We start from the raw sequence: 24,421 nt of genomic DNA, 5'->3' as shown, positions 1-24,421 counted from the left end.
GGCCGCCGCTCCGGCCGCGGCCGCGGCGGCGCCCGCCGCGCGCACCGCCCGCCGGGAACGGGCCGCCCCGGCCATCCGGTCCACCCCCGTGGCGGCCGCGCGGGCCGCCGGACTGGTCTCACTCACTACGGCTGCCTCCCACCGCTTCTGCGGTTCCGCTCCGCGCGGCCCCGCCCGTCGGTCCCGGTCCACCGGTCCCGATCACTCGTTCCCGGTCCGCCGGCTCCGGTCAGCCGGTCCCGTCCGCTCCGGAAGACGTCCCGGAATCCGTCTCGTTGATATGGACGCGCGGTACGCGTGAACCGATCCGGGTCACGATCTCGTACGCGATCGTGTCCGCGGCCCGGGCCCAGTCCTCGGCGGTCGGCTCACCCTCATCGCCTGCCCCGAACAGCACGGCCTGTGCACCCGGTTCCACGGTGTCCCCCGAGAGGTCCACCACGAACTGGTCCATGGCGATGCGCCCGGCCACCGTGCGCACCTTGCCGCCGACCAGCACCGGGCCGCGGCCGGAAGCGTGCCGCGGGACCCCGTCGGCGTACCCGAGCGGGACCAGGCCGAGGGTGGTCTCCCGCTCGGTGACGTAGTGGTGGCCGTAACTGACGCCGTGTCCGGCCGGTACGCCCTTGACCAGGGCGACGCTGCCGGACAGCCGCATCACCGGGCGGAGCCCGAAGTCGGCGGCGGTGCCCAGCTCGGGGCTGGGCGACACCCCGTACAGCGCGATGCCGGTGCGGACCAGGTCGAAGTGGGCCTCGGGGACGGTGAGCGCCGCCGGGGAGTTGGCGAGGTGGCGCACCTCGGGCTCGACGCCCGCCTTCTCGGCGTACGCGAGCATGTCCCGGAAGACGTCGACCTGGGCGGTGATGGAGGGGTCGCCCGGTTCGTCGGCGCGGGCCAGATGGGACCAGATCCCGGTGACCCGGAGCAGTCCCTCGCCCTGGGCGCGCAGTGCCTCGGCGACCAGTGCGGGCCAGTCGGAGGGCTGGCAGCCGTTGCGGCCGAGGCCGGTGTCGGCCTTGAGCTGGACACGGGCCGGGCGGCCGGCGGCGGCCCGGGCGGCGGCGGTGACCTCGGTGAGCGCCCAGAGCCCGCTGATCCCGATGTCGATCCCGGCCTCGATCGCCTCCCGCCAGGGGTCGCCCGGCGTCCACAGCCAGCAGAGCAGCGGGGCGTCGATCCCGGCGGCGCGCAGGGCGAGGGCCTCCTGCGGGGTGGCGGTGCCCAGCCAGTGGGCGCCGGCCGCCAGCGCGGCCCGGGCGCAGGGGACGGCCCCGTGGCCGTAGGCGTCGGCCTTCACCACGGCCATGAGGCGGACGTCCGGCCCGACCCGGCCGCGCAGGGCGCGCACATTGGCGCGCAGCGCGCCGAGGTCGATCTCGGCGCGGGCGCGGGGGTGGTGCGGCGCGCGGGGGGTCTGCGGTGTCATCTCGCTCATCGCGCTCAGTCTCTCACCCCGGTGTCCGGGGCCCGCGGCCCTCACCGGCAGGGTGTCAGGTCACCGGCCGGGGCCATCGGCGGGTCAGCCGCCGTCCGTCACATCCCGCCAGGCGCCCGGCAGCGCCTCGGCCACGTCGTAGGCGGCCACCGGGGCGCCCCGGGCGGCACGGCGGGCGGCCAGGCCGTGGAGGTAGGCGGCGGCCGAGGCGGCGTCCCGGGGGGCGAGCCCGGCGGCGAGCAGGGAGCCGGCCAGTCCGGAGAGCACGTCCCCGGAGCCGGCGGTGGCCAGCCAGGGGGTGCCGGTGGGGTTGACCCGGACCGGCTCCTTGGGGTCCGGGGAGGCGACGACCGTGGTGGAGCCCTTGAGCAGCACCGTCGCCCCATACGTCGCGGCCAGTTCGCGCGCGGCCGCCAGCCGGCCGGCCTCCACCTCCTCCCGGGCGGCGCCCAGCAGCGCGGCGGCCTCCCCGGCGTGCGGGGTGAGCAGGGTGGGCGCGGGGCGGGCGCGCACCGCGGCCGGGTCGAGCAGCCGCAGCCCGTCGGCGTCCACCAGCACCGGGACCTCGGAGGCCAGGACCGCCTCCACCCCCGGGGTGTCGCCGAGGCCGGGGCCGATCACCCAGGACTGCACCCGGCCCGCCTCGGCCGGGCCGCCGGGGTGCACCAGGGTCTCGGGGTGGCGGGCGAGCACCGCCTCGCCGGCCGGGCCCGCGTACCGCACCGCCCCGGCACCGCCGCGCAGCGCCCCGGAGACGCAGAGCACCGCGGCGCCCGGGTAGCGGGCGGAGCCGGCGACCACCCCGACCACTCCGCGCCGGTACTTGTCGCTCTCGGCGGCGGGGCGCGGCAGCAGCCCGGCCACGTCCTCGTGTTGCAGCGCCTCGGCCGCCGCCGCGCCCGCCGGGAGGTCCAGGCCGATGTCCACGAGCCGGAGGGCGCCCGCGTACTCCCGGGCCGGGTCGATCAGCAGCCCGGGCTTGTACGCGCCGAAGGTGACGGTGGCGTCCGCCCGTACCGCCTCGCCCTGCACCGTCCCGGTGTCGGCGTCCACCCCGCTGGGCAGGTCCACGGCGACCAGCAGGGCGCCGGAGTCGCGGGCGGCGCGGGCCAGGGCGGCGGCGTCCGGGCGGAGGCCGCCGCGGCCGCCGATGCCGGTGATGCCGTCCAGGACCAGGTCGGCACCGGCCAGGGCGGCTGCCGGGTCGCCGGCCACGGCGGAGGCGGGGCGGGAGGTGCCGCCGGCGGCGGTGAGCGCGGCCAGTGCCGGGCGGTGGACCTTGGGCCGCCCGTCGTCTCCGGGTGAGCCGAGCAGTACGGCGGTGACCCCGGCGCCGCGCCGGGCCAGCCTGGCCCCCGCGTACAGCGCGTCGCCGCCGTTGTCGCCGCTGCCGGCGAGGACCACCACCCGGGAGCCGTAGACCCTCGGCAGCATCCCGGCGCAGGCGGCGGCCAGCGCGGCCACCGCCCGCTGCATCAGCGCGCCCTCCGGCAGCTTCGCCATCAGCGCGGCCTCGGCGGCCCGTACGGTCTCGACGGGGTAAGCGGTACGCATACGGTCAACCCTCCGCGATCACCACGGCGGAGGCCACCCCCGCATCGTGACTGAGCGACACATGCCAGCTACGGACGCCCAGTTCGGCGGCGCGGGCCGCGACCGTGCCGGACACCCGCAGCCTCGGCTGCCCGCTGTCCTCCACATACACCTCGGCGTCCGTCCACAGCAGCCCGGCGGGCGCGCCGAGCGCCTTGGCCAGCGCCTCCTTGGCGGCGAACCGGGCGGCGAGCGAGGCGATGCCCCGGCGCTCGCCGCTCGGCAGCAGCAGTTCGGCCGTCACGAACAGCCGCTGGGCCAGCTGCGGTGTCCGCTCCAGCGCCGCCGCGAACCGGTCGATCTCCGCGACGTCGATCCCCACCCCGATGATCACACCTACTCCTCGATCAGCCGTACGTCCCGGTGGATCATCACTCGACGGTGACCGACTTGGCCAGGTTGCGGGGCTGGTCCACCTCGTTGCCGCGGGCGGTGGCCAGCTCGCAGGCGAAGACCTGGAGCGGCACGGTGGAGACCAGCGGCTGGAGCAGCACCGGGGTGGCCGGGATGCGGATGAGGTGGTCGGCGTACGGGACCACGGTCTCGTCGCCCTCCTCGGCGATCACGATGGTGCGGGCACCGCGGGCGCGGATCTCCTGGATATTGGAGACGATCTTGTCGTGCAGCACGGAACGGCCACGCGGCGAAGGGACGACCACCACTACCGGCAGGTCCTGCTCGATCAGGGCGATCGGGCCGTGCTTCAGCTCGCCCGCGGCGAAGCCCTCGGCGTGCATATACGCCAGCTCCTTGAGCTTCAGCGCGCCCTCCAGGGCCACCGGGTAGCCCACATGGCGGCCCAGGAAGAGGACGGTGCCCTTGTCGGCGAGCGAGCGGGCCAGTTCCCGTACCGGCTCCATGGTCTCCAGCACCCGGTCCACGTCCTCGGCGATCCGGGCCAGGTCGCGGACCACGTCCCGGACCTCGTCGCCCCACTTGGTGCCGCGCACCTGGCCCAGGTAGAGCGCCACCAGGTAGCAGGCGACCAGCTGGGTGAGGAACGCCTTGGTGGAGGCGACCGCCACCTCGGGTCCGGCGTGGGTGTAGAGCACCGCGTCGGACTCGCGGGGGATGGTGGAGCCGTTGGTGTTGCAGATGGCCAGCACCTTCGCGCCCTGCTCCCGGGCGTGCCGCAGCGCCATCAGGGTGTCCATGGTCTCGCCGGACTGGCTGATGGCGACGACCAGGACGCGCTGGTCGAGGATGGGGTCGCGGTAGCGGAACTCGCTGGCCAGCTCCACCTCGCAGGGGATCCTGGTCCAGTGCTCGATGGCGTACTTGGCGATCAGCCCGGCGTGGAAGGCGGTGCCGCAGGCCACGATGACGACCTTCTGGGCCTCCCTCAGCACCTCGTGGGGGATGCGGATCTCGTCCAGGGTGAGCGCGCCGGAGGCGTCCACCCGGCCCAGCAGGGTGTCGGCGACCGCCTTGGGCTGCTCGGCGATCTCCTTGAGCATGAAGTAGTCGTAGCCCCCCTTCTCGGCGGCCGAGGCGTCCCAGTCCACGTGGTACGCGCGCACCTCGGCCGGGGCGCCGTCGAAGTCGGTGACGGTCACCCCGTCCCGGCGCAGCTCCACCACCTGGTCCTGGCCCAGCTCGATGGCGTCCCGGGTGTGCTCGATGAAGGCGGCCACATCGGAGGCGAGGAACGCCTCGCCCTCGCCGACGCCGACCACCAGCGGGGAGTTGCGGCGGGCGCCGACCACGGTGTCCGGGTCGTCGGCGTGCACGGCGACCAGGGTGAAGGCGCCCTCCAGCCGGCGGCACACCAGCCGCATCGCCTCGGCCAGGTCGCCGCCGGCGGAGAACTCCTCGGCCAGCAGGTGCGCGACCACCTCGGTGTCCGTCTCGGACGCCAGGTCGTGGCCGCGCTCGGCCAGTTCGGCGCGGAGCGCGGCGAAGTTCTCGATGATGCCGTTGTGGACGACGGCGACCCGTCCGGCGTTGTCCAGATGGGGGTGGGCGTTGGCGTCGTTGGGCGCGCCATGGGTGGCCCAGCGGGTGTGCCCGATGCCGGTCGGGCCGCTCGGCAGCGGCCGGGTGGACAGCTCCTTCTCCAGGTTGACGAGCTTGCCCGCCTTCTTGGCGGCGGCCAGCGACCCGTCCGCGAGCACCGCGACGCCGGCCGAGTCATAGCCCCGGTACTCCAGCCGCTTCAGACCGGCGAGCACTACATCAAGCGCCGACTGACCGCCGACGTATCCCACGATTCCGCACATGTCGGCAGCCTACGACCGCACCCCGCCCCCGGCCCGTCAGCCGGGCGCGGAACGCGGCATACGGGGCAGGCAAGAGGGGGAGACGGGCGGAGCCCATGGCCCGGTGGACCATGGGCTCCGGGGAACCTGCCGGTGGGTCAGCCGAGCTTCTTCACCTGGGCGTCGATCACCTCGGTGGACTTCTCCGCCTCGCCGCCCTTGCCCATCACGGCGCTCAGGTTGATGGTCCCGAAGGTGGCCAGGGTGGAGCCCTTGCGGACCGCGGTGAGCTGGTAGAAGGGGACCTCCTTGCCCTCCATGTCCATGAAGACCGTCCAGCTGCCGGCCTCGTCGCCGCCGGTCGCCGGGGACTCCACGATCTTGGTGAGGGTGACCTTCTCGCCGTCGCTGGTACCGCCGAAGCCGCCGGCGCACGCGGTGCCCGCGCTCTTCAGCGAGGTCAGGGCCTCTTCGGCACCCTTGTCCTGGTAGGAGGCCAGCGTCACATAGGTGTTGGCGCTCATGGCGCCCTTCAGGGCCTTCTCGATCTCCTCGGGCGAGGCGCCTTCCAGCGAGGGCTTCTCGAAGTCCTTGGTGGCCTGCCGCTGGGCGGTGCCGGCCGGCTTGCCCAGCGCCTTCAGGGACATGGTGTCGGCGATCGCCTGGCACTCGCCCTTGTCGACGGCGACCTTGCCCTGCTCCTTGAGCTGGTCGGCGAGCTTCTCGACCTTGTAGCCCTTGACGTCGTCCTTGGTGATGATCGCCTTCTCCAGCTCGGCGGCGGAGAGCGCCTTGGGGGCGGGCTTCGACGATCCGTCCTTGCCGTCACCGCCGTCCGAGGAGCCGCACGCGGTGGCCAGGAGGGTCAGGGAGGCCACGGAGGCGGCGAGGGCGGTACGGCGGATCAGGGTGGCTCGCATCGTTCGTCTTTCTGTGTGAGGGATGTGCACACAGTAAGCGCACCCGCTGACAGCAAGATCTCCACGGACGGTTGCGGGACCAGACCGTGATCCACCGGTGATCACCGCCGACCTCCTTCTCAGCGCGCCTCGGTCGGTGGGGCTCGTACCTCGGCCCCGCCACACCGTGACCGACCCCACGCCCCACTCGGCGTCCCGGCGCACGACAATGGCCAGGTGATCACAACGCCGTCCCGAAGCACCTCCGCCCAGCGCCGTGCGGAGGCCGCGCCGGCCACGCCGTACGTCGACCTCACCCGTGAGGAGTGGAGCGCGCTGCGCGCCAAGACGCCGCTGCCGCTGACCGCCGAGGAGGTGGAGCGGCTGCGCGGCCTCGGCGACGTCATCGACCTGGACGAGGTGCGCGACATCTATCTGCCGCTCTCCCGGCTGCTCAACCTGTACGTCGCCGCCACCGCCAATCTGCGCGGCGCGCTCAACACCTTCCTCGGGGACGCCGCCGGAGGCGGCAAGAGCTCCCAGCGCGGCACCCCCTTCGTCATAGGGGTGGCCGGCTCGGTCGCCGTCGGCAAGTCCACCGTGGCCCGCCTCCTCCAGGCGCTGCTGGCCCGCTGGCCGGAGCACCCGCGGGTGGAGCGGGTGACCACCGACGGCTTCCTGCTGCCGATGAAGGAGCTCAAGGAGCGCGGGCTGATGTCCAGGAAGGGCTTCCCCGAGTCGTACGACCGGCGGGCCCTGACCCGGTTCGTCGCCGATATCAAGGCCGGCAAGGACGAGGTCACCGCCCCGGTCTACTCCCACCTGATCTATGACATCGTGCCCGGCCAGCGGCTCACCGTGCGCCGCCCGGACATCCTGATCGTGGAGGGGCTCAACGTCCTCCAGCCCGCCCTGCCCGGCCAGGACGGCCGCACCCGGGTGGCCCTCGCGGACTACTTCGACTTCTCCGTCTACGTGGACGCCCGCGCCGAGGACATCGAGTCCTGGTACCTCAACCGGTTCCGCAAGCTGCGCGACACCGCGTTCCAGGACCCCTCCTCGTACTTCCGCAAGTACACCCAGGTCAGCGAGGAGGAGGCGCTGGACTACGCCCGCACCGCCTGGCGCACCATCAACAAGCCGAACCTGCTGGAGAACGTGGCCCCCACCCGCGGCCGCGCCACCCTGGTCGTCCGCAAGGGCCCAGACCACAAGGTGCAGCGGCTGTCCCTGCGCAAGCTCTGAGCCGGGCGGAGACCGCCGGAGACCCGGAAGACCTGAAGGGACCACGCTGGTGCTGCATCTGCGCCTGATCGTGCCGTCCGACCGCACCGAGGACGTGGTCGGTGTGATCGAGAAGACGGTCGGCACCACACACCTCGTCGTCGTTCCCGGCGCCTGCCGCGACCCGGCCGGGGACCTCGTGCTGTGCGACGTGGCGCGCGAGGCGGGCGACGGGCTGATCGCCGAGCTGCGCGACCTGGGCCTGGACCGGTCCGGCTCGATCGCCGTCGAGGAGATCGGGCTGTCCCTGTCCACCCGCGCCGAACAGGCCGAGAAGGACGCGCCCGGCGAGGGCGCGGACGCCGTGCTGTGGGAGCAGTTGCAGGAGGCCACCCACGAGGAGTCCACGCTCAGCGTCACCTATGTGGCGTTTCTGACCCTCGCCACGATGATCGCCGCCTGCGGTGTCGTCCTGGACAACGCCATCCTGGTCGTGGGCGCCATGGCGGTGGGCCCGGAGTTCGGCCCGCTCGCCGGCATCTGCACGGCGCTGGTCCGCGGCCGGCCCCGGCTGGCGGTGCGCTCGCTGACCGCGCTGGTCGTGGGCTTCGCGGCCGCGATGGCGCTGACGGTGCTGTTCAGTCTGCTGATGGACGCGGCCGGGCTGTTCACCGACGGCATGCTGCACGGCAAGCGGCCGAACACCGGGTTCGTCTACGCGCCGGACTGGTTCTCCTTCGTGGTCGGCCTGCTCGCCGGGGCCGCCGGCACCCTCTCGCTCACCTCGGCGAAGTCCGGCGCGCTGGTCGGGGTGGCGATCTCGGTCACCACCGTCCCGGCGGCGGCCAACGCCGCGGTGGCGCTCGCCTACGGGGACCTCGGCCAGACCAGGGGCTCGGCCGAGCAGCTGCTGCTCAACCTGCTGGCGATCGTGCTCGCCGGGACGCTGACACTGCTGGCGCAGAAGTCCTTCTGGGCCTGGCAGCGCCGCCGCACCCAGCGGGCCTGAGGACGACAAAGGGGCGCCCCGCCATCACCCGGCGGGGCGCCCCTTTTCCGCGTAAGGACTGCTCAGCCCAGCGCCGACTTCACCACGTCCGCCAGCTCCCCGGCGATGGCCCGGGCCTGCTCCAGGTCGGCGGCCTCGACCATGACCCGCACCAGCGGCTCGGTGCCGGAGGGGCGCAGCAGCACCCGGCCGGTGGCACCCAGGCGCCGCTCGGCGTCCGCGACCGCGGCGCCCAGCTCGGCGGAGGTCTTCACCCGGGACCGGTCCACGTCCTTGACGTTGATCAGCACCTGCGGCAGCCGCTCCATCACCCCGGCCAGCTCGGCCAGCGAGCGGCCGGTGGCGGCGACCCGGGCGGCCAGCATCAGCCCGGTCAGGGTGCCGTCGCCGGTGGTGGCGTGGTCGAGCACGATGACATGGCCCGACTGCTCGCCGCCGAGCGCGTAGCCGTGCTCCTTCATGGCCTCCAGCACATACCGGTCGCCGACCGCGGTCTGCACCAGCTTCAGCCCCTCGCGCTCCATGGCGAGGGTGAAGCCCAGGTTCGACATCACGGTGGCGACGACGGTGGCGCCGCGCAGGGTGCCGGCCTCGCGCATGGCGAGCGCCAGCACGGCGAGGATCTGGTCCCCGTCCACCTCGGCGCCGGTGTGGTCCACGGCCAGGCAGCGGTCGGCGTCCCCGTCGTGGGCGATGCCGAGGTCCGCGCCGTGCTCGATCACGGCGGCCTTCAGCAGGTCCAGGTGGGTGGAGCCGCAGCCGTCGTTGATGTTGAGCCCGTCGGGGGCGGCGCCGATGGTGACGACCTGGGCGCCGGCCTGCTCGAAGGCGGCCGGGGAGACGCCCGCGGCGGCACCGTGCGCCTCGTCCAGGACGATCTTCAGCCCGTCGAGCCGGTTGGGCAGCACCGAGAGCAGATGGGCGACGTACTGGTCGAAGCCCTCGGTGTAGTCGGCGACCCGGCCGACGCCCGCGCCGGTGGGCCGGTCCCAGGGCGCACCGGTGCGGTGCTGCTCGTAGACGGACTCGATACGGTCCTCCAGCTCGTCGGCGAGCTTGTGACCGCCGCGGGCGAAGAACTTGATGCCGTTGTCGGGCATGGCGTTGTGGCTGGCGGACAGCATCACGCCGAGGTCCGCGCCGAGCGCCCCGGTGAGGTGCGCGACCGCCGGGGTGGGCAGCACCCCGACCCGCATGACGTCCACGCCGGCACTGGCGAGGCCGGCGACGACCGCCGCCTCCAGGAACTCGCCCGAGGCGCGCGGGTCGCGGCCCACGACGGCCGTGGGCCGGTGCCCCTCGAAGGTCCCCGCCTCGGCGAGCACATGCGCGGCCGCCACGGACAGGCCGAGCGCGAGCTCCGCCGTCAGATCCGCGTTGGCGACGCCGCGCACACCGTCCGTGCCGAAGAGTCGTCCCACAGTTGTCCTCCGAAGTACTCCGATGAAGCCAGGTGAAGCCGGGTGCAGCGGTTGGTGCAAGTCGAGCGGGCCGACGCGCGCGCAGACGGCGTACGTCCCGGGGTGACGTGGGTCCGCGGACGACGTACGCCCCGGCAGCACGAGAGGTGCCGCCGGGGCGTACGTACGAGCAGACCGAGCAGGCGTGTTTAGCGCTTGCTGTACTGCGGGGCCTTGCGGGCCTTCTTCAGACCGGCCTTCTTGCGCTCGACCGCACGGTCGTCGCGGCTCAGGAAGCCGGCCTTCTTCAGGGCGCCGCGGTTGTTGTCCACGTCCGCCTCGTTCAGCGCGCGGGCCACGCCCAGGCGCAGGGCGCCGGCCTGGCCGGAGACGCCGCCGCCGGAGATGCGGGCGATGACGTCGTAGCGGTTGTCGAGTTCGAGCACCTTGAAGGGCTCGTTGACTTCCTGCTGGTGCACCTTGTTGGGGAAGTAGTCCTCAAGGGTGCGGCCGTTGATCTTCCACTTGCCGGTGCCCGGGACGATCCGGACGCGGGCGATGGCGTTCTTGCGGCGGCCCAGGCCGGCGGCCGGCTGCGGCTCGCCGAAGCGCGAGGCCATGGACTCCGAGGTGTACTCGCCCTCGACGGGCGTCTCGGACTCGAAGGTGGTGACCTCGGCGTAGGTCTCCTCGCCCTCGACGGGGTTCTCAACAGTGGTCTCGGCCACGATGCTCCTCAGATTTCTTTCGTTCTTGGGGGTGTGGCCGGAACTACTGCGCGACCTGGGTGATCTCGAACGGGACCGGCTGCTGGGCAGCGTGCGGGTGGTTCTCGCCCGCGTAGACCTTCAGCTTCGAGAGCATCTGACGGCCGAGGGAGTTCTTGGGGATCATGCCCTTGATGGCCTTCTCGACGGCCTTCTCGGGGTTCTTGTCCAGCAGCTCGTCGTAGCGGACGGAGCGCAGACCACCCGGGAAGCCGGAGTGGCGGTACGCCAGCTTCTGGGTCCGCTTGTTGCCGGACAGGTGCACCTTGTCGGCGTTGATGATGATGACAAAGTCACCCATGTCCATGTGCGGCGCGTAGACGGGCTTGTGCTTACCCCGCAGGAGGTTCGCAGCCGTCGTCGCCAGACGGCCCAGGACAATGTCCCGCGCGTCGATGATGTGCCACTGGCGAGTGACGTCGCCGGGCTTGGGGCTGTACGTACGCACTTCGTAGCCTTCGCTTCTTCAGTGGAGGGATGTCCAGACACACCTGAAGCGATCATGCAGCTGGGGCCCACACTGCCGGGAACACCGCCCGTATGCGAGCCACTGGTAACTGCTCCAGGGAACCTGCGCAGGAGCTCCTCGCAGTCAAGCGGCGAAGCCCATACGCATAACAAACGGCAACAGTACCCGCGCCGCCCCCGGCGGGTCAAAAGGCCCGGGGAGCGCCGGGGGCGGCTACCGCGCCCGCTCCACCCGCCGCTCGTCCCAGACCGGCTCGGCGGTCTCCCGGACCCGCCCGTCCGAGCCGAAGACCAGGTACCGGTCGAAGGCGCGGGCGAACCAGCGGTCGTGGGTGACGGCCAGCACCGTCCCCTCGTACGCCTCCAGACCCGCCTGGAGCGCCTCGGCGGACTCCAGGTCCAGGTTGTCGGTCGGCTCGTCCAGCAGCAGCGCGGTCGTGCCGGAGAGCTCAAGGAGCAGGATCTGGAAGCGGGCCTGCTGGCCGCCGGAGAGCCGGTCGAAGGCCTGGTCGCCCTGCCGGTCCAGCTCATAGCGGCGCAGCGCGGACATCGCCGCGCCCTTGTCCCTGGCGTGCTCGGTCCACAGGATGTCGACCAGGGTGCGGCCCATCAGCTCCGGGTGCGCGTGCGTCTGCGCGAAGTGGCCGGGGACCACTCGGGCGCCCAGCTTCCAGTCGCCGGTGTGCGCCACCTCCTCGCCGGCCAGCAGCCGCAGGAAGTGCGACTTGCCCGAGCCGTTGGAGCCCAGCACGGCGACCCGCTCCCCGTAGAAGACCTCCAGGTCGAACGGCTTCATCAGCCCGGTCAGCTCCAGGTTGGCGCAGGTCACCGCCCGCACCCCGGTGCGCCCGCCGCGCAGCCGCATCCGGATGTCCTGCTCGCGCGGCGGCTCCGGCGGCGGCCCGGCCTCCTCGAACTTCCGCAGCCTGGTCTGCGCCGCCGAGTACCGGGAGGCCAGCTCATGGCTGATCGAGGCCGCCTGCCGCAGGTCCAGCACCAGCCGCTTCAGCTGGGCGTGCTTCTCCTCCCAGCGCCGCTTCAGCTCCTCGAACCGGGCGAACCGCTCGCGCCGCGCCTCGTGGAAGGTGGCGAACCCGCCGCCGTGCACCCAGACGTCCGCCCCGGCCGGGCCCGGCTCCACCGCGACGATCTTCTGCGCGGCCCGGGCCAGCAGCTCCCGGTCGTGTGAGACGAACAGCACGGTCTTGCGGGTCTGCTCCAGCCGCTCCTCCAGCCACCGCTTGCCGGGCACGTCCAGATAGTTGTCCGGCTCGTCCAGCAGCAGCACCTCCTCGGGGCCGCGCAGCAGCGCCTCAAGGACCAGCCGCTTCTGCTCGCCGCCGGAGAGGGTGCGCACCTGGCGCCACTGGGCCTTGTCGTACGGCATGCCGAGCGCGGCCGTGGTGCAGATGTCCCAGAGCGTCTCCGCCTCGTAGCCGCGCGCCTCCGCCCAGTCGCTGAGCGCCTGCGCGTACCCCATCTGCGCGGCCTCGTCATCCACGGTCATGATCAGGTGCTCGGCCTTGTCCACCGCCCGGGCGGCCTCCCGGATCCGCGCCGGGGAGACCGAGACCAGCAGGTCACGCACGGTCCGCTCATCGCGCACCGAGCCGACGAACTGCGGCATCACTCCCAGCCCGCCGGAGACGTTCACCGTGCCCCCGTGCGGCTGGAGCTCGCCGCTGACCAGCCGCAGCAGTGTCGTCTTGCCCGCGCCGTTCGGCCCGACCAGCGCCACCACCGCGCCCTCGCCCACCCGGAACGACACATCGCCGAGCAGCGCCCGGCCGTCCGGAAGGTGGTACTCCAGGTGCGCGGCCTCCACATGTCCCATGGTGCGCATTGTCGCCGTCCCGCCCGCCGGCGCCCAAACGGATTACCCGCCGGGCATCTAAGATGCGCGGCATGAGCTTTGGTGGGGGGCCCGCGTGGCCGGGCGAGCCGGGACCGGGGCCAGGTGACCGGTCGCAGAACCAGCAGCCTTACGGACAACAGCAGGGACAGCCGTACGGGCAGGGCTACGGCCAGGGGCAGGGGCAGGCGCAGGGATACGGGCACGGCCAGGGGTACGGGCAGCAGCCGCACGCCGCCGCGCCGCTGCCGCCCGCCCAGCCGTACCCCGCCGACGGGCGCTACTCCGCCTCCGGGCCCCTGAACGGCGGCTCGGACACCCCGGACTGGAGCAAGCTGGCCGACGCCTCGGCCGCCCGCAAGCGGCGCCGGCGGCTGCTGGTGGTCGGCGCCGCCGCCCTGGCCACCGCGGGCATCGGCACCGCCATCGCGCTGGCCGTGGTCAACTCCGGTGAACCGTCCGGCTCCGCCACCGCCGCGCCCCGCAGCAGCCAGGCGCCCGAGCTCCCGGCCGGCGGCAGCGCCGAGCCGCAGCCGTCCTTCTCCTCCGTCGCTCCCCCACCGCCCCCGGACCCGATGGACTACATCTCGGCCCCGGCCAAGGACACCGCCCCGCTGACCACCGAATCCCTCTTCCCCGGCAAGACGCTCACCCTGGGGAAGAACGGCTACACCAGGGGCGCCACCGCGGCCACCGCCGACTGCGCCTCCACCGGGCAGGCCGGGCTCGCCGGGGTGCTGGCCCGGCACGACTGCACCCGGATGGTCCGCGCCACCTACGAGCGGGACGGGGTGGCCATCACCGTGGGCGTGGCGGTGTTCGCCTCGCCGGAGGCCGCCCAGAAGGCCAAGAAGGAGGCGGTCGGCGGGATCGCCACGCTGGCCGGCTCCGGGGTAGAGCCGTTCTGCCAGACCCGTACGGTCTGCCTGCGGCGCGCCAACGCGGTGGGCCGCTACGCCTACTTCACCCAGGCCGGCTTCACCAGCGGCCAGCGGGTCACCAAGGCCGACAAGCAGGTGTTCGCCACCAGTGACGACCTCGGCACCTTCGCCTTCGACCAGATCTACGGGCGCGGCCGGGCCCAGGCCTCAGCAGCAGCCACCGGTGGCTGAACCGCCCGGCAGGGTCCGCCTGTTGCGCGCCTCCAGATTGCGGGCGGCCAGCAGCTCGTCGGCCGGGTAGCCGACCTCCTCCAGGGTCAGCCCGTGCGGCCGGACCACATGGACGGCGGAGTCCCGGACGCCCGCGGCCAGCACCTTGCCCGGCCACTCCACCGGGCGGTGCCCGTCGCCGACGAAGAGCATGGCGCCGACCAGCGAGCGGACCATGTTGTGGCAGAAGGCGTCCGCCTTGACGGTGGCCTGAAGCACCCCGGACTCCAGCCGCTCCCAGCGCAGCGTCTGAAGGGTGCGGATGGTGGTGGCGCCCTCCCGGCGCTTGCAGTACGCGGCGAAGTCGTGCTCGCCCAGCAGCCGCTCGGCGGCCGCGTTCATCGCGTCCAGGTCCAGCGGCCAGTCGTGCCAGAGCACATGGCCGCGCAGCAGCGGGTCGACGCCGCCGGGATTGTCGGTGACCCGGTACGCGTACCGCCGCCAGATCGCCGAGAACCGGGCGTTGAAACCCGCGGGGGCCTCGGCCACCCGCCAGATCCGCACATCGTGCGCCAGCCGCCCGGCCAGCCGCCGCAGCAGCTTCTCCCGGTGCTCGGCCCACAGCGCCTCGGGCAGGTCGACATGGGCGACCTGCCCGCGGGCGTGCACCCCGGAGTCGGTGCGGCCGGCCACCGTCAGCTCGTACGTCCGGTCCGCGCGGGTCACCGTGCGCAGGGCGTCCTCGATGTCCCCCTGCACGGTCCGCTGCCCGCCGGCCTGCTTGGCCCAGCCGCGGAAGTCCCGCCCGTCGTAGGTCAGGTCCAGCCGCACCCGTACGAAACCGGGCTCCACCTCGTCGCTCACGCGCCCATCCTCTCCTCGTCCACCCTGTGCTCATGCGGACGGGCCCGCCCCCCAGGAACAGGGAGCGGGCCCGCTTACCGCAGCTCAGCCGGTCAGCCGGACACTTACGCGTCCTTCGACTCCTCGGCGGGGGCCTCGTCGGCCTTGGCCTCGGTGGCCTTCGCCTCCTCGGACTCCTTGACGGAGCGCTTGGTGGCGGCCTCGGCCTCGGCGACGGTCGCCTTCTTGGCGATCTCGCCCTCGACCAGCTCGATCACGGCCATCGGGGCGTTGTCGCCACGACGGTTGCCGATCTTGGTGATACGGGTGTAGCCACCCGGACGCTCGGCGTAGCGCGGGGCGATCTCGGTGAAGAGGGTGTGGACGATGCCCTTGTCGGTGATCGTCTGCAGCACCAGGCGACGGTTGTGGATGTCGCCCTTCTTCGCCTTGGTGATCAGGCGCTCGGCGACCGGACGCAGGCGGCGGGCCTTGGCCTCGGTCGTGGTGATGCGGCCGTGCTCGAAGAGCGACTTCGCCAGGTTCGCGAGAAGCAGCTTCTCGTGCGCGGCGCTGCCGCCCAGACGGGCTCCCTTGGTGGGACGCGGCATGGTGTTTCTCCTTGTGTCTGCACCGGCCGTACCAGGTACCGGTGTCAGTTACCGACGGGCGACTTCCCGCCGGAAGCTTGGTGCGCGCGGGTGCCGGGGCGCGCGGCCCCGGCACTCACGGTGGTGCTCAGTACTGCTCGGTCTCCACGAAACCGGCGTCCGCGTCGTCGTCGGCGCCGAAGGCGTCGGCGGCGGCGGTCGGGTCGAACCCGGGGGGCGAGTCCTTCAGGGCCAGGCCCATGCCGGCAAGCTTCGCCTTGACCTCGTCGATCGACTTGGCGCCGAAGTTGCGGATGTCGAGCAGGTCCGCCTCGGAGCGGGCGACGAGCTCGCCCACCGAGTGGATGCCCTCACGCTTGAGGCAGTTGTAGGAGCGGACGGTGAGCTCCAGCTCCTCGATCGGCAGCGCGAGGTCGGCGGCGAGGGCGGCGTCCGTCGGGGACGGGCCCATGTCGATGCCCTCGGCGTCGATGTTGAGCTCGCGGGCCAGGCCGAACAGCTCGACCAGGGTCTTGCCGGCCGACGCCATGGCGTCGCGCGGGCGCATGGCCTGCTTGGTCTCGACGTCGACGATCAGCTTGTCGAAGTCGGTGCGCTGCTCGACTCGGGTCGCCTCGACCTTGTAGGTGACCTTGAGGACCGGCGAGTAGATGGAGTCGACCGGGATACGGCCGATCTCCTGGCCGACCTGCTTGTTCTGCACGGCGGAGACATAGCCGCGACCGCGCTCGACGGTCAGCTCCATCTCCAGCTTGCCCTTGCCGTTGAGGGTGGCGAGGACGAGGTCGGGGTTGTGCACCTCGACACCGGCCGGGGGCGCGATGTCGGCGGCGGTGACCAGACCCGGGCCCTGCTTGCGCAGGTACATCACGACCGGCTCGTCGTGCTCCGAGGAGACGACCAGCTGCTTGATGTTGAGGATCAGGTCGGTGACGTCCTCCTTGACGCCCGGCACGGTGGTGAACTCGTGCAGGACACCGTCGATGCGGATGGACGTGACCGCCGCACCCGGGATCGAGGAGAGGAGCGTACGGCGGAGGCTGTTGCCGAGGGTGTAGCCGAAGCCCGGCTCCAGCGGCTCGATCACGAACCGGGAGCGGTACTCGTCGACGACCTCTTCGGTCAGCGAGGGACGCTGAGCGATCAGCATGGTGGGTTTTCCTTCAGTCGTGGACGCCCGCTATTTGACGTCCTCTGGTGCTGCGTACTGCGCTGCGTACTGCAAGGGTACGGGCGGCACGACCCGAAGGGGCCGTACCGCCCGGACTCTCACGAGCAGGTCAAGCGCGCTGCGTCAGACGCGGCGGCGCTTGGGCGGCCGGCAGCCGTTGTGCGGGGTGGGGGTGACGTCCTGGATGGAGCCGACCTCCAGGCCGGTGGCCTGGAGCGAACGGATCGCGGTCTCACGGCCGGAGCCGGGACCCTTGACGAAGACGTCGACCTTGCGCATGCCGTGCTCCTGCGCGCGGCGGGCGGCCGACTCGGCGGCCATCTGCGCGGCGAAGGGGGTGGACTTGCGCGAGCCCTTGAAGCCGACGTGGCCGGCGGAGGCCCAGGAGATCACGTTGCCCGAGGGGTCGGTGATCGAGACGATCGTGTTGTTGAACGTGCTCTTGATGTGCGCGTGGCCGTGAGCGACGTTCTTCTTTTCCTTGCGGCGCACCTTCTTGGCAGCGCCCTGACGTCCCTTGGGGGGCATCTCTTAACTCCTACGGGGGAGGTGGTCGGTCCTACAGCGAAGACCGCTGGTGAGGCGTCCGCTGAGGACTACTTCTTGCCCGGCTTCTTCTTGCCGGCGATCGCGCGACGCGGGCCCTTGCGGGTACGGGCGTTCGTGCTGGTGCGCTGACCGTGGACGGGCAGGCCACGACGGTGGCGCAGACCCTGGTAGCAGCCGATCTCGACCTTGCGGCGGATGTCGGCCTGGATCTCGCGGCGGAGGTCACCCTCGGTCTTGAGGTTGGCGTCCACGTACTCGCGGATCTTGACCAGGTCCTCTTCGGAGAGGTCACGAACGCGGGTGTTCGGGTTCACACCGGTCGAGGCGAGGGTTTCCTTCGCCAGGGTGCGGCCGATGCCGAAGACGTAGGTGAGTGCGACCTCCACGCGCTTTTCGCGCGGGATGTCGACACCGGAAACGCGTGCCATTCACTGGCTCCTGTGTACTCGGGGGTCTACCGCAGCGCCGATCCCGACCGCCGACCCCTGTCCGTATCGGATACGGGAGGTGGTACGTCCGGGTCCCCGGCCCCCGCCGGAGGTGCCGCCAGCCCGGTGTCCGGGCCCGGCGGGCGCTGCGTATGTACGGTGTACTGCTCGCGTCGCGCGAAGGTACTGCGAGGTGCAGGTGGTGTGCGTCAGCCCTGGCGCTGCTTGTGGCGCAGGTTGTCGCAGATGACCATGACCCGGCCGTGGCGGCGGATCACCTTGCACTTGTCGCAGATCTTCTTGACGCTCGGCTTGACCTTCATGGGTGTGAGGTTCTCCGGGTCAGTGCCAAGGGCTCCACCCGAGGGCGGAGACTCGGCAAGATCTACTTGTAGCGGTAGACGATCCGGCCACGCGTCAGGTCGTACGGGGAGAGCTCCACGACGACCCGGTCGTCCGGGAGGATACGGATGTAGTGCATACGCATCTTGCCGGAGATGTGCGCGAGGACCTTGTGACCGTTCTGGAGCTCCACCTTGAACATGGCGTTCGGCAGGGACTCGATCACGGTGCCCTCGATCTCGATGGCACCTTGCTTCTTGGCCACGCTTCGCCCTTCGAATCGGCTACCTTGATCGACTCCCGCTGCCCGGTGCGGACACACGGGTACACGAGAGCCGACGCATCAGTCTACGTCAGCCCTGTGGAAAACACGAATCCAGGATTCTGCCCGCTGACGGAGATCCCTACGCGTGACCGGCGGGTATCAACTGAGCGGATCGGGGGCGGCGGTGACGCCGAGCTGGGCGAGCTTGGCCTTGCCGCCGTCCGGGGCGGTGAGCACCAGCGGGCCGTCCTCGGTGAGCGCCACCGAGTGCTCCCAGTGCGAGGACCAGGTGCCGTCAGTGGTGATCACCGTCCACTGGTCCTCCAGCACCTCGGTGCGGGCGGTGCCGAGCGAGACCATCGGCTCGATCGCCAGGCAGAAGCCGGGCACCAGCTTGGGGCCCTTGCCGCGCTTGCGGGAGACGTAGTTCAGCAGATGCGGGTCCATGTGCATCTCGGTGCCGATGCCGTGGCCGCCGTAGTCCTCGATGATCCCGTACTTGCCGGTGGCCGGGCGGGGCTGGCGGCGGATGTAGGACTCGATGGCCCGGGAGATGTCCACCAGCCGGTTGCCGTTCTTCATCGCGGCGATCCCGGCCCACATCGACTCCTCGGTGACCCGGGAGAGCTCGATCAGCTCGGGGGCGTGCCCGGTGCCGACGAAGGCGGTGTACGCGGCGTCGCCGTGCCAGCCGTCCACGATGGCCCCGCAGTCGATGGAGATGACGTCACCGTCCTTGAGGACCGTCTCCTCGCTGGGGATGCCGTGCACCACGACCTCGTTGACCGAGGTGCAGATGGTCGCGGGGAACCCGCCGTAGCCGAGGAAGTTGGACTTGGCGCCGTGCTCGGCGATCACCTTGCGGGCGGCCTCGTCCAGGTCCTTGGTGCTGGCGCCGGGCACCGCCGCCTCCCGGGTCGCCGCATGGATGGCGGCGACGACCAGCCCCGCCTCGCGCATCTTCGCGATCTGCTCGGGAGTCTTGATCTGCACCATGACGGCTGACGCCTTTCCGGGGAGTACGGGGGGTGTGTCTCTCTGTCGGACGAGGCCGACCCCACCACGATACGGCCGCAAAGCGCCGGCCGCGGCGCCCCCGTGGGGACACCGCGGCCGGCGGATGCGACCTGCTTGCGAGCGTGCCGGGCTACGCGGCCTGGTCGCCGCGTCCGTGCAGCGCCCGCATGGCGCGCCCGGTGACCTCGTCGACCTGGCCCAGCGCGGAGATGGTGGCGACCAGCCCCTGCGCCTTGTAGTAGTCGATGATCGGCTCGGTCTGCGTGTGGTAGACCTCCAGCCGCTTGCGGACGGTCTCCTCGGAGTCGTCCTCGCGCTGGTACAGCTCGCCGCCGCAGGCGTCGCAGACACCCGCGGCCTTGGGCTGCTTGTACGCCACGTGGAAGACGTGCGCGCTGTCGTTGCGGCAGATCCGGCGGCCGGCGATCCGCTTGACCACCTCGTCCTCCGGGACCTCCAGGTCCAGGACGGCGTCCAGCTTCATGCCCTCGCGGTCCAGCATCGCGTCCAGCGCCTCGGCCTGGGCCACGTTGCGCGGGAAGCCGTCCAGCAGGAAGCCGTGCTCCGCGTCGGACTGCTCCATGCGGTCCTGGGCCATCCCGACGGTGACCTCGTCCGGGACGAGGTTGCCGGCGTCCATGTAGGACTTGGCCTGCTTGCCGAGCTCGGTGCCCTGGCTGATGTTGGCCCGGAACAGGTCGCCCGTGGAGATGTGCGGAATCGACAGGTTCTTGGCGAGGAACGCGGCCTGCGTTCCCTTGCCGGCGCCGGGCGGCCCGACGAGGACGATTCGCATCAGCGGAGGAACCCTTCGTAATTGCGCTGCTGGAGCTGGCTCTCGATCTGCTTCACGGTCTCCAGCCCCACACCCACGATGATCAGGATGCTCGTCCCGCCGAACGGGAAGTTGGGGTTGGATCCGCCGAAGCCGGCCAACGCCACTGTCGGCACGAGAGCGATCAGACCCAGGTACAGCGAGCCCGGCCAGGTGATCCGGTTGAGTACATAGCTGAGGTACTCGGCCGTAGGTCGACCGGCCCGGATACCCGGGATGAAGCCACCATACTTCTTCATGTTGTCGGCCACTTCCTCGGGGTTGAAGGAGATGGCCACATAGAAGAAGGCGAAGAAAACGATCAGCAGGAAGTAGACCGCCGTGTGGATCGGCTTGCCGTCCACCAGGTTCTGCTGGATCCACGCGGACCAGCCGGAGGTCGATCCGGAGAACTGGCCGACCAGGATCGGGATGTACAGCAGCGACGAGGCGAAGATGACGGGGATGACACCCGCCTGGTTCACCTTGAGCGGGATGTAGGTGGAGGTGCCGCCGTAGGAGCGGCGCCCGATCATCCGCTTCGCGTACTGGACCGGGATACGGCGCTGGGCCTGCTCGACGAAGACGACCAGGCCGACCATCACGAAGCCGACCAGGATGATGAAGCCGAACTCGATCCAGCCGCCGGCCAGGGTGCCGCTCTTCTTGATGGCCCACAGGGCGCTCGGGAAGCCGGCGGCGATCGAGATGAACATCAGGATCGACATGCCGTTGCCGATGCCGCGGTCGGTGATCAGCTCACCGAGCCACATGACGATGGCGGTACCCGCGGTCATCGTGATCACCATGGTGATGATGACGAAGATCGACTGGTCCGGGACGATCTGACTGGCCACCTGGCAGCCGGAGAACAGCGCACCGCTCTTGGCGGTGGCGACCAGGCCGGTGCCCTGGAGCACGGCGAGCGCGACGGTCAGGTAGCGGGTGTACTGCGTGATCTTCGCGGTGCCGGCCGAGCCCTCCTTCTTGAGGGCCTCCAGGCGCGGGATCACCACGGTCAGCAGCTGGAGGATGATGCTCGCCGTGATGTACGGCATGATGCCGAGCGCGAAGATCGTGATCTGCAGCAGGGCGCCGCCACTGAACAGGTCCATCAGACCGAGCAGGTTGTTGTCGCCCTGCCGGGCCTGGTCGACACAGATCTGGACGTTCTCGTAGCTCACACCGGGGACGGGGATGTGCGCCCCGAGCCGGTAGATCACGATGATGCCGAGCGTGAAGAGCAGCTTCTTACGCAGGTCGGGCGTCTTGACCGCCCGGGCGAACGCGGTGAGCACGGTGCCTCCTGCGACCCCCGCGCGAGAGCGTCAGAGGCGACGGGTTTGAATAATCAGCGGTTACCTGGCGAGGCGGCACTGTGCCAGCACAGTGCCGCCCAAACATTAATGTCGCCACCCTACCCGCCCCGGTGGCGCCCGGGAAACATCTGCCGGGGCCCCACAACCCGGGAAACAGCGGGGGAACGGCTGGTCGCCGTCCGAAACCCGCCCCTGGCCCGGGGGGACGTTCACCGACATGTGTGACCACGTCCACGATTCGCACGGTCCGGACAGACATGCGGGCGGACGGGCGGGGCGGGAATGCCGACGGCCCGGCCGGGGCCCCTGAGGGGCGCCCGGCCGGGCCGTACGAGTGTGTCACCGCGGCCGCGGGGGCCGCGAGGCTCAGACGAGCTCGGTGACGCTGCCGCCCGCGGCGGCGATCTTCTCCTTGGCGGAGCCCGAGACGGCGTCCACCGTCACGGTCAGCGCCACGGAGATCTCGCCCTGGCCCAGGACCTTGACGAGGCTGTTCTTGCGCACCGCGCCCTTGGCGACCAGATCGGCCACCGTGACCTCGCCACCCTCGGGGTAGAGCGAGCCGAGCTTGTCCAGGTTCACGACCTGGTACTCGGTGCGGAACGGGTTCTTGAAGCCCTTGAGCTTCGGGAGGCGCATGTGGAGGGGCATCTGCCCACCCTCGAAGCGCTCCGGAACCTGGTAGCGGGCCTTGGTGCCCTTGGTACCACGACCGGCCGTCTTACCCTTCGACGCCTCACCACGACCCACACGGGTCTTGGCGGTCTTGGCGCCGGGGGCGGGACGGAGGTTGTGGGCCTTCAGCGGGTTGTTCTCCGCCATGTCAGTCAACCTCCTCAACCGTCACGAGGTGGCGGACGGTGTGCACCATGCCGCGGAACTCGGGGCGGTCCTCCTTGACGACCACGTCGCCGAGGCGCTTGAGGCCCAGGCTCCGAAGGGTGTCGCGGTGGTTCTGCTTGCTGCCGATGTACGACTTGGTCTGCTTGATCCGGAGCTGCGCCATTACGCACCAGCCCCGGCACGCGCACGCAGCAGGGCCGCGGGGGCCACGTCCTCCAGGGGCAGACCGCGGCGGGCCGCGATCTCCTCGGGACGCTGGAGGCCCTTGAGGGCCGCCACGGTCGCGTGCACGATGTTGATCGCGTTGTCCGAGCCGAGCGACTTCGACAGGATGTCGTGCACGCCCGCGCACTCCAGCACGGCGCGCACCGGGCCACCGGCGATCACACCGGTACCGGGGGAAGCCGGCTTGAGCAGGACGACGCCCGCGGCCTTCTCGCCCTGGATGGGGTGCGGGATGGTGCCCTGGATACGGGGGACCTTGAAGAAGTGCTTCTTGGCCTCCTCCACACCCTTGGCGATGGCGGCCGGCACCTCCTTGGCCTTGCCGTAGCCGACACCGACGGTGCCGTCACCATCGCCCACCACGACCAGCGCGGTGAAGCTGAAGCGACGACCACCCTTCACAACCTTGGCGACACGGTTGATCGCGACGACACGCTCGACGTACGCGGTCTTCTCGGCGGCGGCAGCGCCACCGTCACGGCCCTTACGGTCCCGCCGCTCGCCGCCACCGGCACCGCTTCCGCGGCGCTGGGGTCCAGCCATTGGATTTACCTCTCTCTTTTCCGCTAGCTACGGGCCGACTAGAACTTGAGGCCGGCTTCGCGGGCGGCGTCCGCCAGGGCGGCGATGCGCCCGGCGTACTGGTTGCCGCCACGGTCGAACACGACAGCCTCGACGCCGGCGGCCTTGGCACGCTCGGCCACGAGCTGGCCGACCTGCTTCGCCTTCGCCGACTTGTCGCCCTCGCCGCCGCGGATGGACGCGTCCAGGGTGGACGCCGACGCCACGGTGTGACCCTTGATGTCGTCGATCACCTGAGCGGTGATGCCGCGGTTGGACCGGGTCACGACGAGGCGCGGACGCTCCGCCGTACCGGCGATCTTCTTGCGGATACGGATGTGGCGACGCTTGAGAGCCGCGCCCTTGTACGCCTTGCCCTTGGCGATCTTGACGCCGTATGCCATGGCTACTTACCAGCCTTTCCGACCTTGCGGCGGATGACCTCGCCGGCGTACTTGACGCCCTTGGCCTTGTACGGGTCGGGCTTGCGCAGCTTGCGGATGTTCGCGGCGACCTCGCCGACCTTCTGCTTGTCGATGCCCTCGACCGAGAACTTGGTCGGCGACTCGACCTTGAAGGAGATGCCCTCGGGGGCCTCCACCAGGATCGGGTGGCTGTAGCCGAGCTGGAACTCCAGGTTGGAGCCCTTCGCGGCGACGCGGTAACCGACACCGCTGATTTCGAGCGCCTTCGTGTACCCCGTGGTCACACCGGTGATCATGTTGGCCACCAGCGTGCGGGACAGGCCGTGCAGGGCCTTGTTCTGACGCTCATCGTTGGGGCGGGTGACGTTGAGCACGCCGTCCTCGCCCTTGGCGATCTCGATCGGAGCGGCGACGGTGTGGCTCAGGGCGCCCTTGGGGCCCTTCACCTGGACCGTGCGGCCATCGATGGTGACGTCCACGCCGGCGGGAACCGTGATGGGGAGCTTGCCGATACGCGACATTGGCTTTTCCTCCGTTCCCGACTACCAGACGTAGGCGAGGACTTCCCCACCCACGCCCTTCTTCTGCGCCTGCTGGCCGGTCAGGAGACCGTGGGACGTGGAGATGATCGCCACGCCCAGGCCGCCGAGGACCTTCGGCAGGTTGGTGGACTTCGCGTAGACCCGCAGGCCCGGCTTCGAGATCCGCTTGATGCCCGCGATGGAGCGCTCACGGTTCGGACCGAACTTGAGCTCCAGGACGAGGTTCTTGCCGACCTCGGCGTCCTCGACCTTCCAGCCCGTGATGAAGCCCTCCTGCTGGAGGATCTCCGCGATGTGAGACTTGATCTTGCTGTGCGGCATCGTCACGGAGTCGTGGTACGCCGAGTTCGCGTTACGCAGACGCGTGAGCATGTCTGCGATCGGATCAGTCATGGTCATGAATTGGCCTTCGGCCTCTCTCGCCGGGGTTTCCTATGTGCGCCATCCCTCTCCCCACTCATGGGCGGGACGGGTGCGGCGCGGGGACCTACGGCGTAGTAAGTCTTATGGGCGGCAGGCGCCCAACC

At 71.1% G+C, this 24,421-nt stretch carries 28 protein-coding genes; 3 read left to right on the top strand and 25 right to left on the bottom strand.

Annotation, left to right across the window (positions count from 1 at the left end; all coding sequences use genetic code 11):
- Positions 1-229: 229 nt before the first annotated feature.
- The 5 genes from alr to ABZ945_RS02370 form a co-directional block, all read right to left on the bottom strand.
- Complete coding sequence (gene alr, locus ABZ945_RS02390; RefSeq protein WP_361262501.1) at positions 230-1,438, bottom strand: alanine racemase; 1,209 nt, start codon at positions 1,436-1,438, stop codon at positions 230-232.
- Between the two features lie 84 nt (positions 1,439-1,522).
- Positions 1,523-2,992 (bottom strand): NAD(P)H-hydrate dehydratase, encoded by a 1,470-nt coding sequence (locus tag ABZ945_RS02385; RefSeq protein ID WP_361262498.1) that lies wholly within the window; start codon positions 2,990-2,992, stop codon positions 1,523-1,525.
- 4 nt (positions 2,993-2,996) lie between these two features.
- Entirely contained in the window at positions 2,997-3,365 is a 369-nt protein-coding gene (locus ABZ945_RS02380; RefSeq protein WP_361262495.1) for a holo-ACP synthase, read from the bottom strand.
- 37 nt (positions 3,366-3,402) lie between these two features.
- A complete protein-coding gene (gene glmS, locus ABZ945_RS02375) occupies positions 3,403-5,250 on the bottom strand; it encodes a glutamine--fructose-6-phosphate transaminase (isomerizing) (protein ID WP_361262492.1) in 1,848 nt (615 codons plus the stop codon).
- 137 nt (positions 5,251-5,387) lie between these two features.
- Entirely contained in the window at positions 5,388-6,149 is a 762-nt protein-coding gene (locus ABZ945_RS02370) for a hypothetical protein (protein WP_361262489.1), read from the bottom strand.
- A gap of 216 nt (positions 6,150-6,365) precedes the next feature.
- Here ABZ945_RS02370 and coaA point away from each other — a divergent pair, with 216 nt between their 5' ends.
- Together coaA and ABZ945_RS02360 are read left to right on the top strand one after the other, a co-directional pair.
- A complete protein-coding gene (coaA, locus tag ABZ945_RS02365; RefSeq protein WP_361262486.1) occupies positions 6,366-7,373 on the top strand; it encodes a type I pantothenate kinase in 1,008 nt (335 codons plus the stop codon).
- 49 nt (positions 7,374-7,422) lie between these two features.
- Complete coding sequence (locus ABZ945_RS02360) at positions 7,423-8,361, top strand: DUF389 domain-containing protein (protein ID WP_361262483.1); 939 nt, start codon at positions 7,423-7,425, stop codon at positions 8,359-8,361.
- Positions 8,362-8,423: 62 nt separating this feature from the next.
- On the opposite strand, the gene glmM is transcribed toward ABZ945_RS02360, so the two are convergent.
- The 4 genes from glmM to ABZ945_RS02340 all read right to left on the bottom strand — a co-directional run bounded on the left by glmM (position 8,424) and on the right by ABZ945_RS02340 (position 12,830).
- Entirely contained in the window at positions 8,424-9,782 is a 1,359-nt protein-coding gene (gene glmM / locus ABZ945_RS02355; protein WP_361262480.1) for a phosphoglucosamine mutase, read from the bottom strand.
- 188 nt (positions 9,783-9,970) lie between these two features.
- Entirely contained in the window at positions 9,971-10,489 is a 519-nt protein-coding gene (gene rpsI / locus ABZ945_RS02350; RefSeq protein WP_248632494.1) for a 30S ribosomal protein S9, read from the bottom strand.
- A gap of 43 nt (positions 10,490-10,532) precedes the next feature.
- Positions 10,533-10,976, bottom strand: coding sequence for a 50S ribosomal protein L13 (gene rplM / locus ABZ945_RS02345; RefSeq protein WP_361262477.1), 444 nt, complete (start codon positions 10,974-10,976; stop codon positions 10,533-10,535).
- A 234-nt stretch (positions 10,977-11,210) separates the two neighbouring features.
- Positions 11,211-12,830: an ATP-binding cassette domain-containing protein gene (locus tag ABZ945_RS02340; protein ID WP_361262474.1), complete on the bottom strand. Its 1,620-nt coding sequence runs from the start codon at positions 12,828-12,830 to the stop codon at positions 11,211-11,213.
- Positions 12,831-12,901: 71 nt separating this feature from the next.
- On the opposite strand from ABZ945_RS02340, the gene ABZ945_RS02335 reads away from it, so the two are divergent.
- The gene (locus tag ABZ945_RS02335; RefSeq protein ID WP_361262472.1) at positions 12,902-13,960 is read left to right on the top strand and encodes a hypothetical protein; all 1,059 of its coding nucleotides are present in this window, start codon (positions 12,902-12,904) and stop codon (positions 13,958-13,960) included.
- Here the strand turns inward: ABZ945_RS02335 and truA are convergent.
- The 16 genes from truA to rpsH all read right to left on the bottom strand — a co-directional run bounded on the left by truA (position 13,937) and on the right by rpsH (position 24,293).
- Positions 13,937-14,803 (bottom strand): tRNA pseudouridine(38-40) synthase TruA, encoded by an 867-nt coding sequence (gene truA / locus ABZ945_RS02330; protein ID WP_361262469.1) that lies wholly within the window; start codon positions 14,801-14,803, stop codon positions 13,937-13,939. The genes ABZ945_RS02335 and truA overlap by 24 nt on opposite strands.
- A gap of 104 nt (positions 14,804-14,907) precedes the next feature.
- Positions 14,908-15,393, bottom strand: coding sequence for a 50S ribosomal protein L17 (gene rplQ, locus ABZ945_RS02325; RefSeq protein WP_361262467.1), 486 nt, complete (start codon positions 15,391-15,393; stop codon positions 14,908-14,910).
- Between the two features lie 127 nt (positions 15,394-15,520).
- Positions 15,521-16,543, bottom strand: coding sequence for a DNA-directed RNA polymerase subunit alpha (locus tag ABZ945_RS02320; protein ID WP_003956430.1), 1,023 nt, complete (start codon positions 16,541-16,543; stop codon positions 15,521-15,523).
- 144 nt (positions 16,544-16,687) lie between these two features.
- Entirely contained in the window at positions 16,688-17,092 is a 405-nt protein-coding gene (gene rpsK, locus ABZ945_RS02315; RefSeq protein WP_003956432.1) for a 30S ribosomal protein S11, read from the bottom strand.
- Positions 17,093-17,160: 68 nt separating this feature from the next.
- The gene (rpsM, locus tag ABZ945_RS02310) at positions 17,161-17,541 is read right to left on the bottom strand and encodes a 30S ribosomal protein S13 (RefSeq protein ID WP_105868313.1); all 381 of its coding nucleotides are present in this window, start codon (positions 17,539-17,541) and stop codon (positions 17,161-17,163) included.
- Positions 17,542-17,750: 209 nt separating this feature from the next.
- On the bottom strand, positions 17,751-17,864 hold the full coding sequence (gene rpmJ, locus ABZ945_RS02305; protein ID WP_003956441.1) for a 50S ribosomal protein L36: 114 nt from the start codon (positions 17,862-17,864) through the stop codon (positions 17,751-17,753).
- A 62-nt stretch (positions 17,865-17,926) separates the two neighbouring features.
- Entirely contained in the window at positions 17,927-18,148 is a 222-nt protein-coding gene (gene infA, locus ABZ945_RS02300; RefSeq protein ID WP_003956442.1) for a translation initiation factor IF-1, read from the bottom strand.
- 159 nt (positions 18,149-18,307) lie between these two features.
- Positions 18,308-19,144, bottom strand: coding sequence for a type I methionyl aminopeptidase (gene map, locus ABZ945_RS02295; protein ID WP_361262463.1), 837 nt, complete (start codon positions 19,142-19,144; stop codon positions 18,308-18,310).
- Positions 19,145-19,295: 151 nt separating this feature from the next.
- On the bottom strand, positions 19,296-19,961 hold the full coding sequence (locus ABZ945_RS02290) for an adenylate kinase (protein ID WP_361262461.1): 666 nt from the start codon (positions 19,959-19,961) through the stop codon (positions 19,296-19,298).
- Complete coding sequence (gene secY / locus ABZ945_RS02285) at positions 19,961-21,277, bottom strand: preprotein translocase subunit SecY (RefSeq protein WP_361262458.1); 1,317 nt, start codon at positions 21,275-21,277, stop codon at positions 19,961-19,963. The genes ABZ945_RS02290 and secY overlap by 1 nt, the downstream gene beginning before the upstream one ends.
- Before the next feature lie 387 nt (positions 21,278-21,664).
- The gene (gene rplO / locus ABZ945_RS02280; RefSeq protein WP_248632503.1) at positions 21,665-22,120 is read right to left on the bottom strand and encodes a 50S ribosomal protein L15; all 456 of its coding nucleotides are present in this window, start codon (positions 22,118-22,120) and stop codon (positions 21,665-21,667) included.
- Position 22,121: 1 nt separating this feature from the next.
- Positions 22,122-22,304, bottom strand: a complete 183-nt coding sequence (rpmD, locus tag ABZ945_RS02275; protein WP_105868308.1) for a 50S ribosomal protein L30 — start codon at positions 22,302-22,304, stop codon at positions 22,122-22,124.
- Complete coding sequence (rpsE, locus tag ABZ945_RS02270; RefSeq protein ID WP_005313527.1) at positions 22,304-22,909, bottom strand: 30S ribosomal protein S5; 606 nt, start codon at positions 22,907-22,909, stop codon at positions 22,304-22,306. Before rpsE ends, rpmD begins: the two co-directional genes overlap by 1 nt.
- A 38-nt stretch (positions 22,910-22,947) precedes the next feature.
- Entirely contained in the window at positions 22,948-23,331 is a 384-nt protein-coding gene (rplR, locus tag ABZ945_RS02265; protein ID WP_361262454.1) for a 50S ribosomal protein L18, read from the bottom strand.
- A 2-nt stretch (positions 23,332-23,333) separates the two neighbouring features.
- Positions 23,334-23,873 carry a 50S ribosomal protein L6 gene (gene rplF / locus ABZ945_RS02260; protein ID WP_361262452.1) on the bottom strand — a complete coding sequence of 180 codons (540 nt, stop codon included), beginning with the start codon at positions 23,871-23,873 and terminating at the stop codon, positions 23,334-23,336.
- A gap of 21 nt (positions 23,874-23,894) precedes the next feature.
- Complete coding sequence (gene rpsH / locus ABZ945_RS02255) at positions 23,895-24,293, bottom strand: 30S ribosomal protein S8 (protein ID WP_006347222.1); 399 nt, start codon at positions 24,291-24,293, stop codon at positions 23,895-23,897.
- Positions 24,294-24,421 lie beyond the last annotated feature (128 nt).

It is taken from the genome of Streptomyces sp. NPDC046887 (genome assembly GCF_040644755.1).
Taxonomy (GTDB): Bacteria; Actinomycetota; Actinomycetes; order Streptomycetales; family Streptomycetaceae; genus Streptomyces; species Streptomyces lichenis.
Note: the sequence above shows the minus strand (reverse complement) of the source record. Positions and strands in the feature narration are given on the sequence as shown.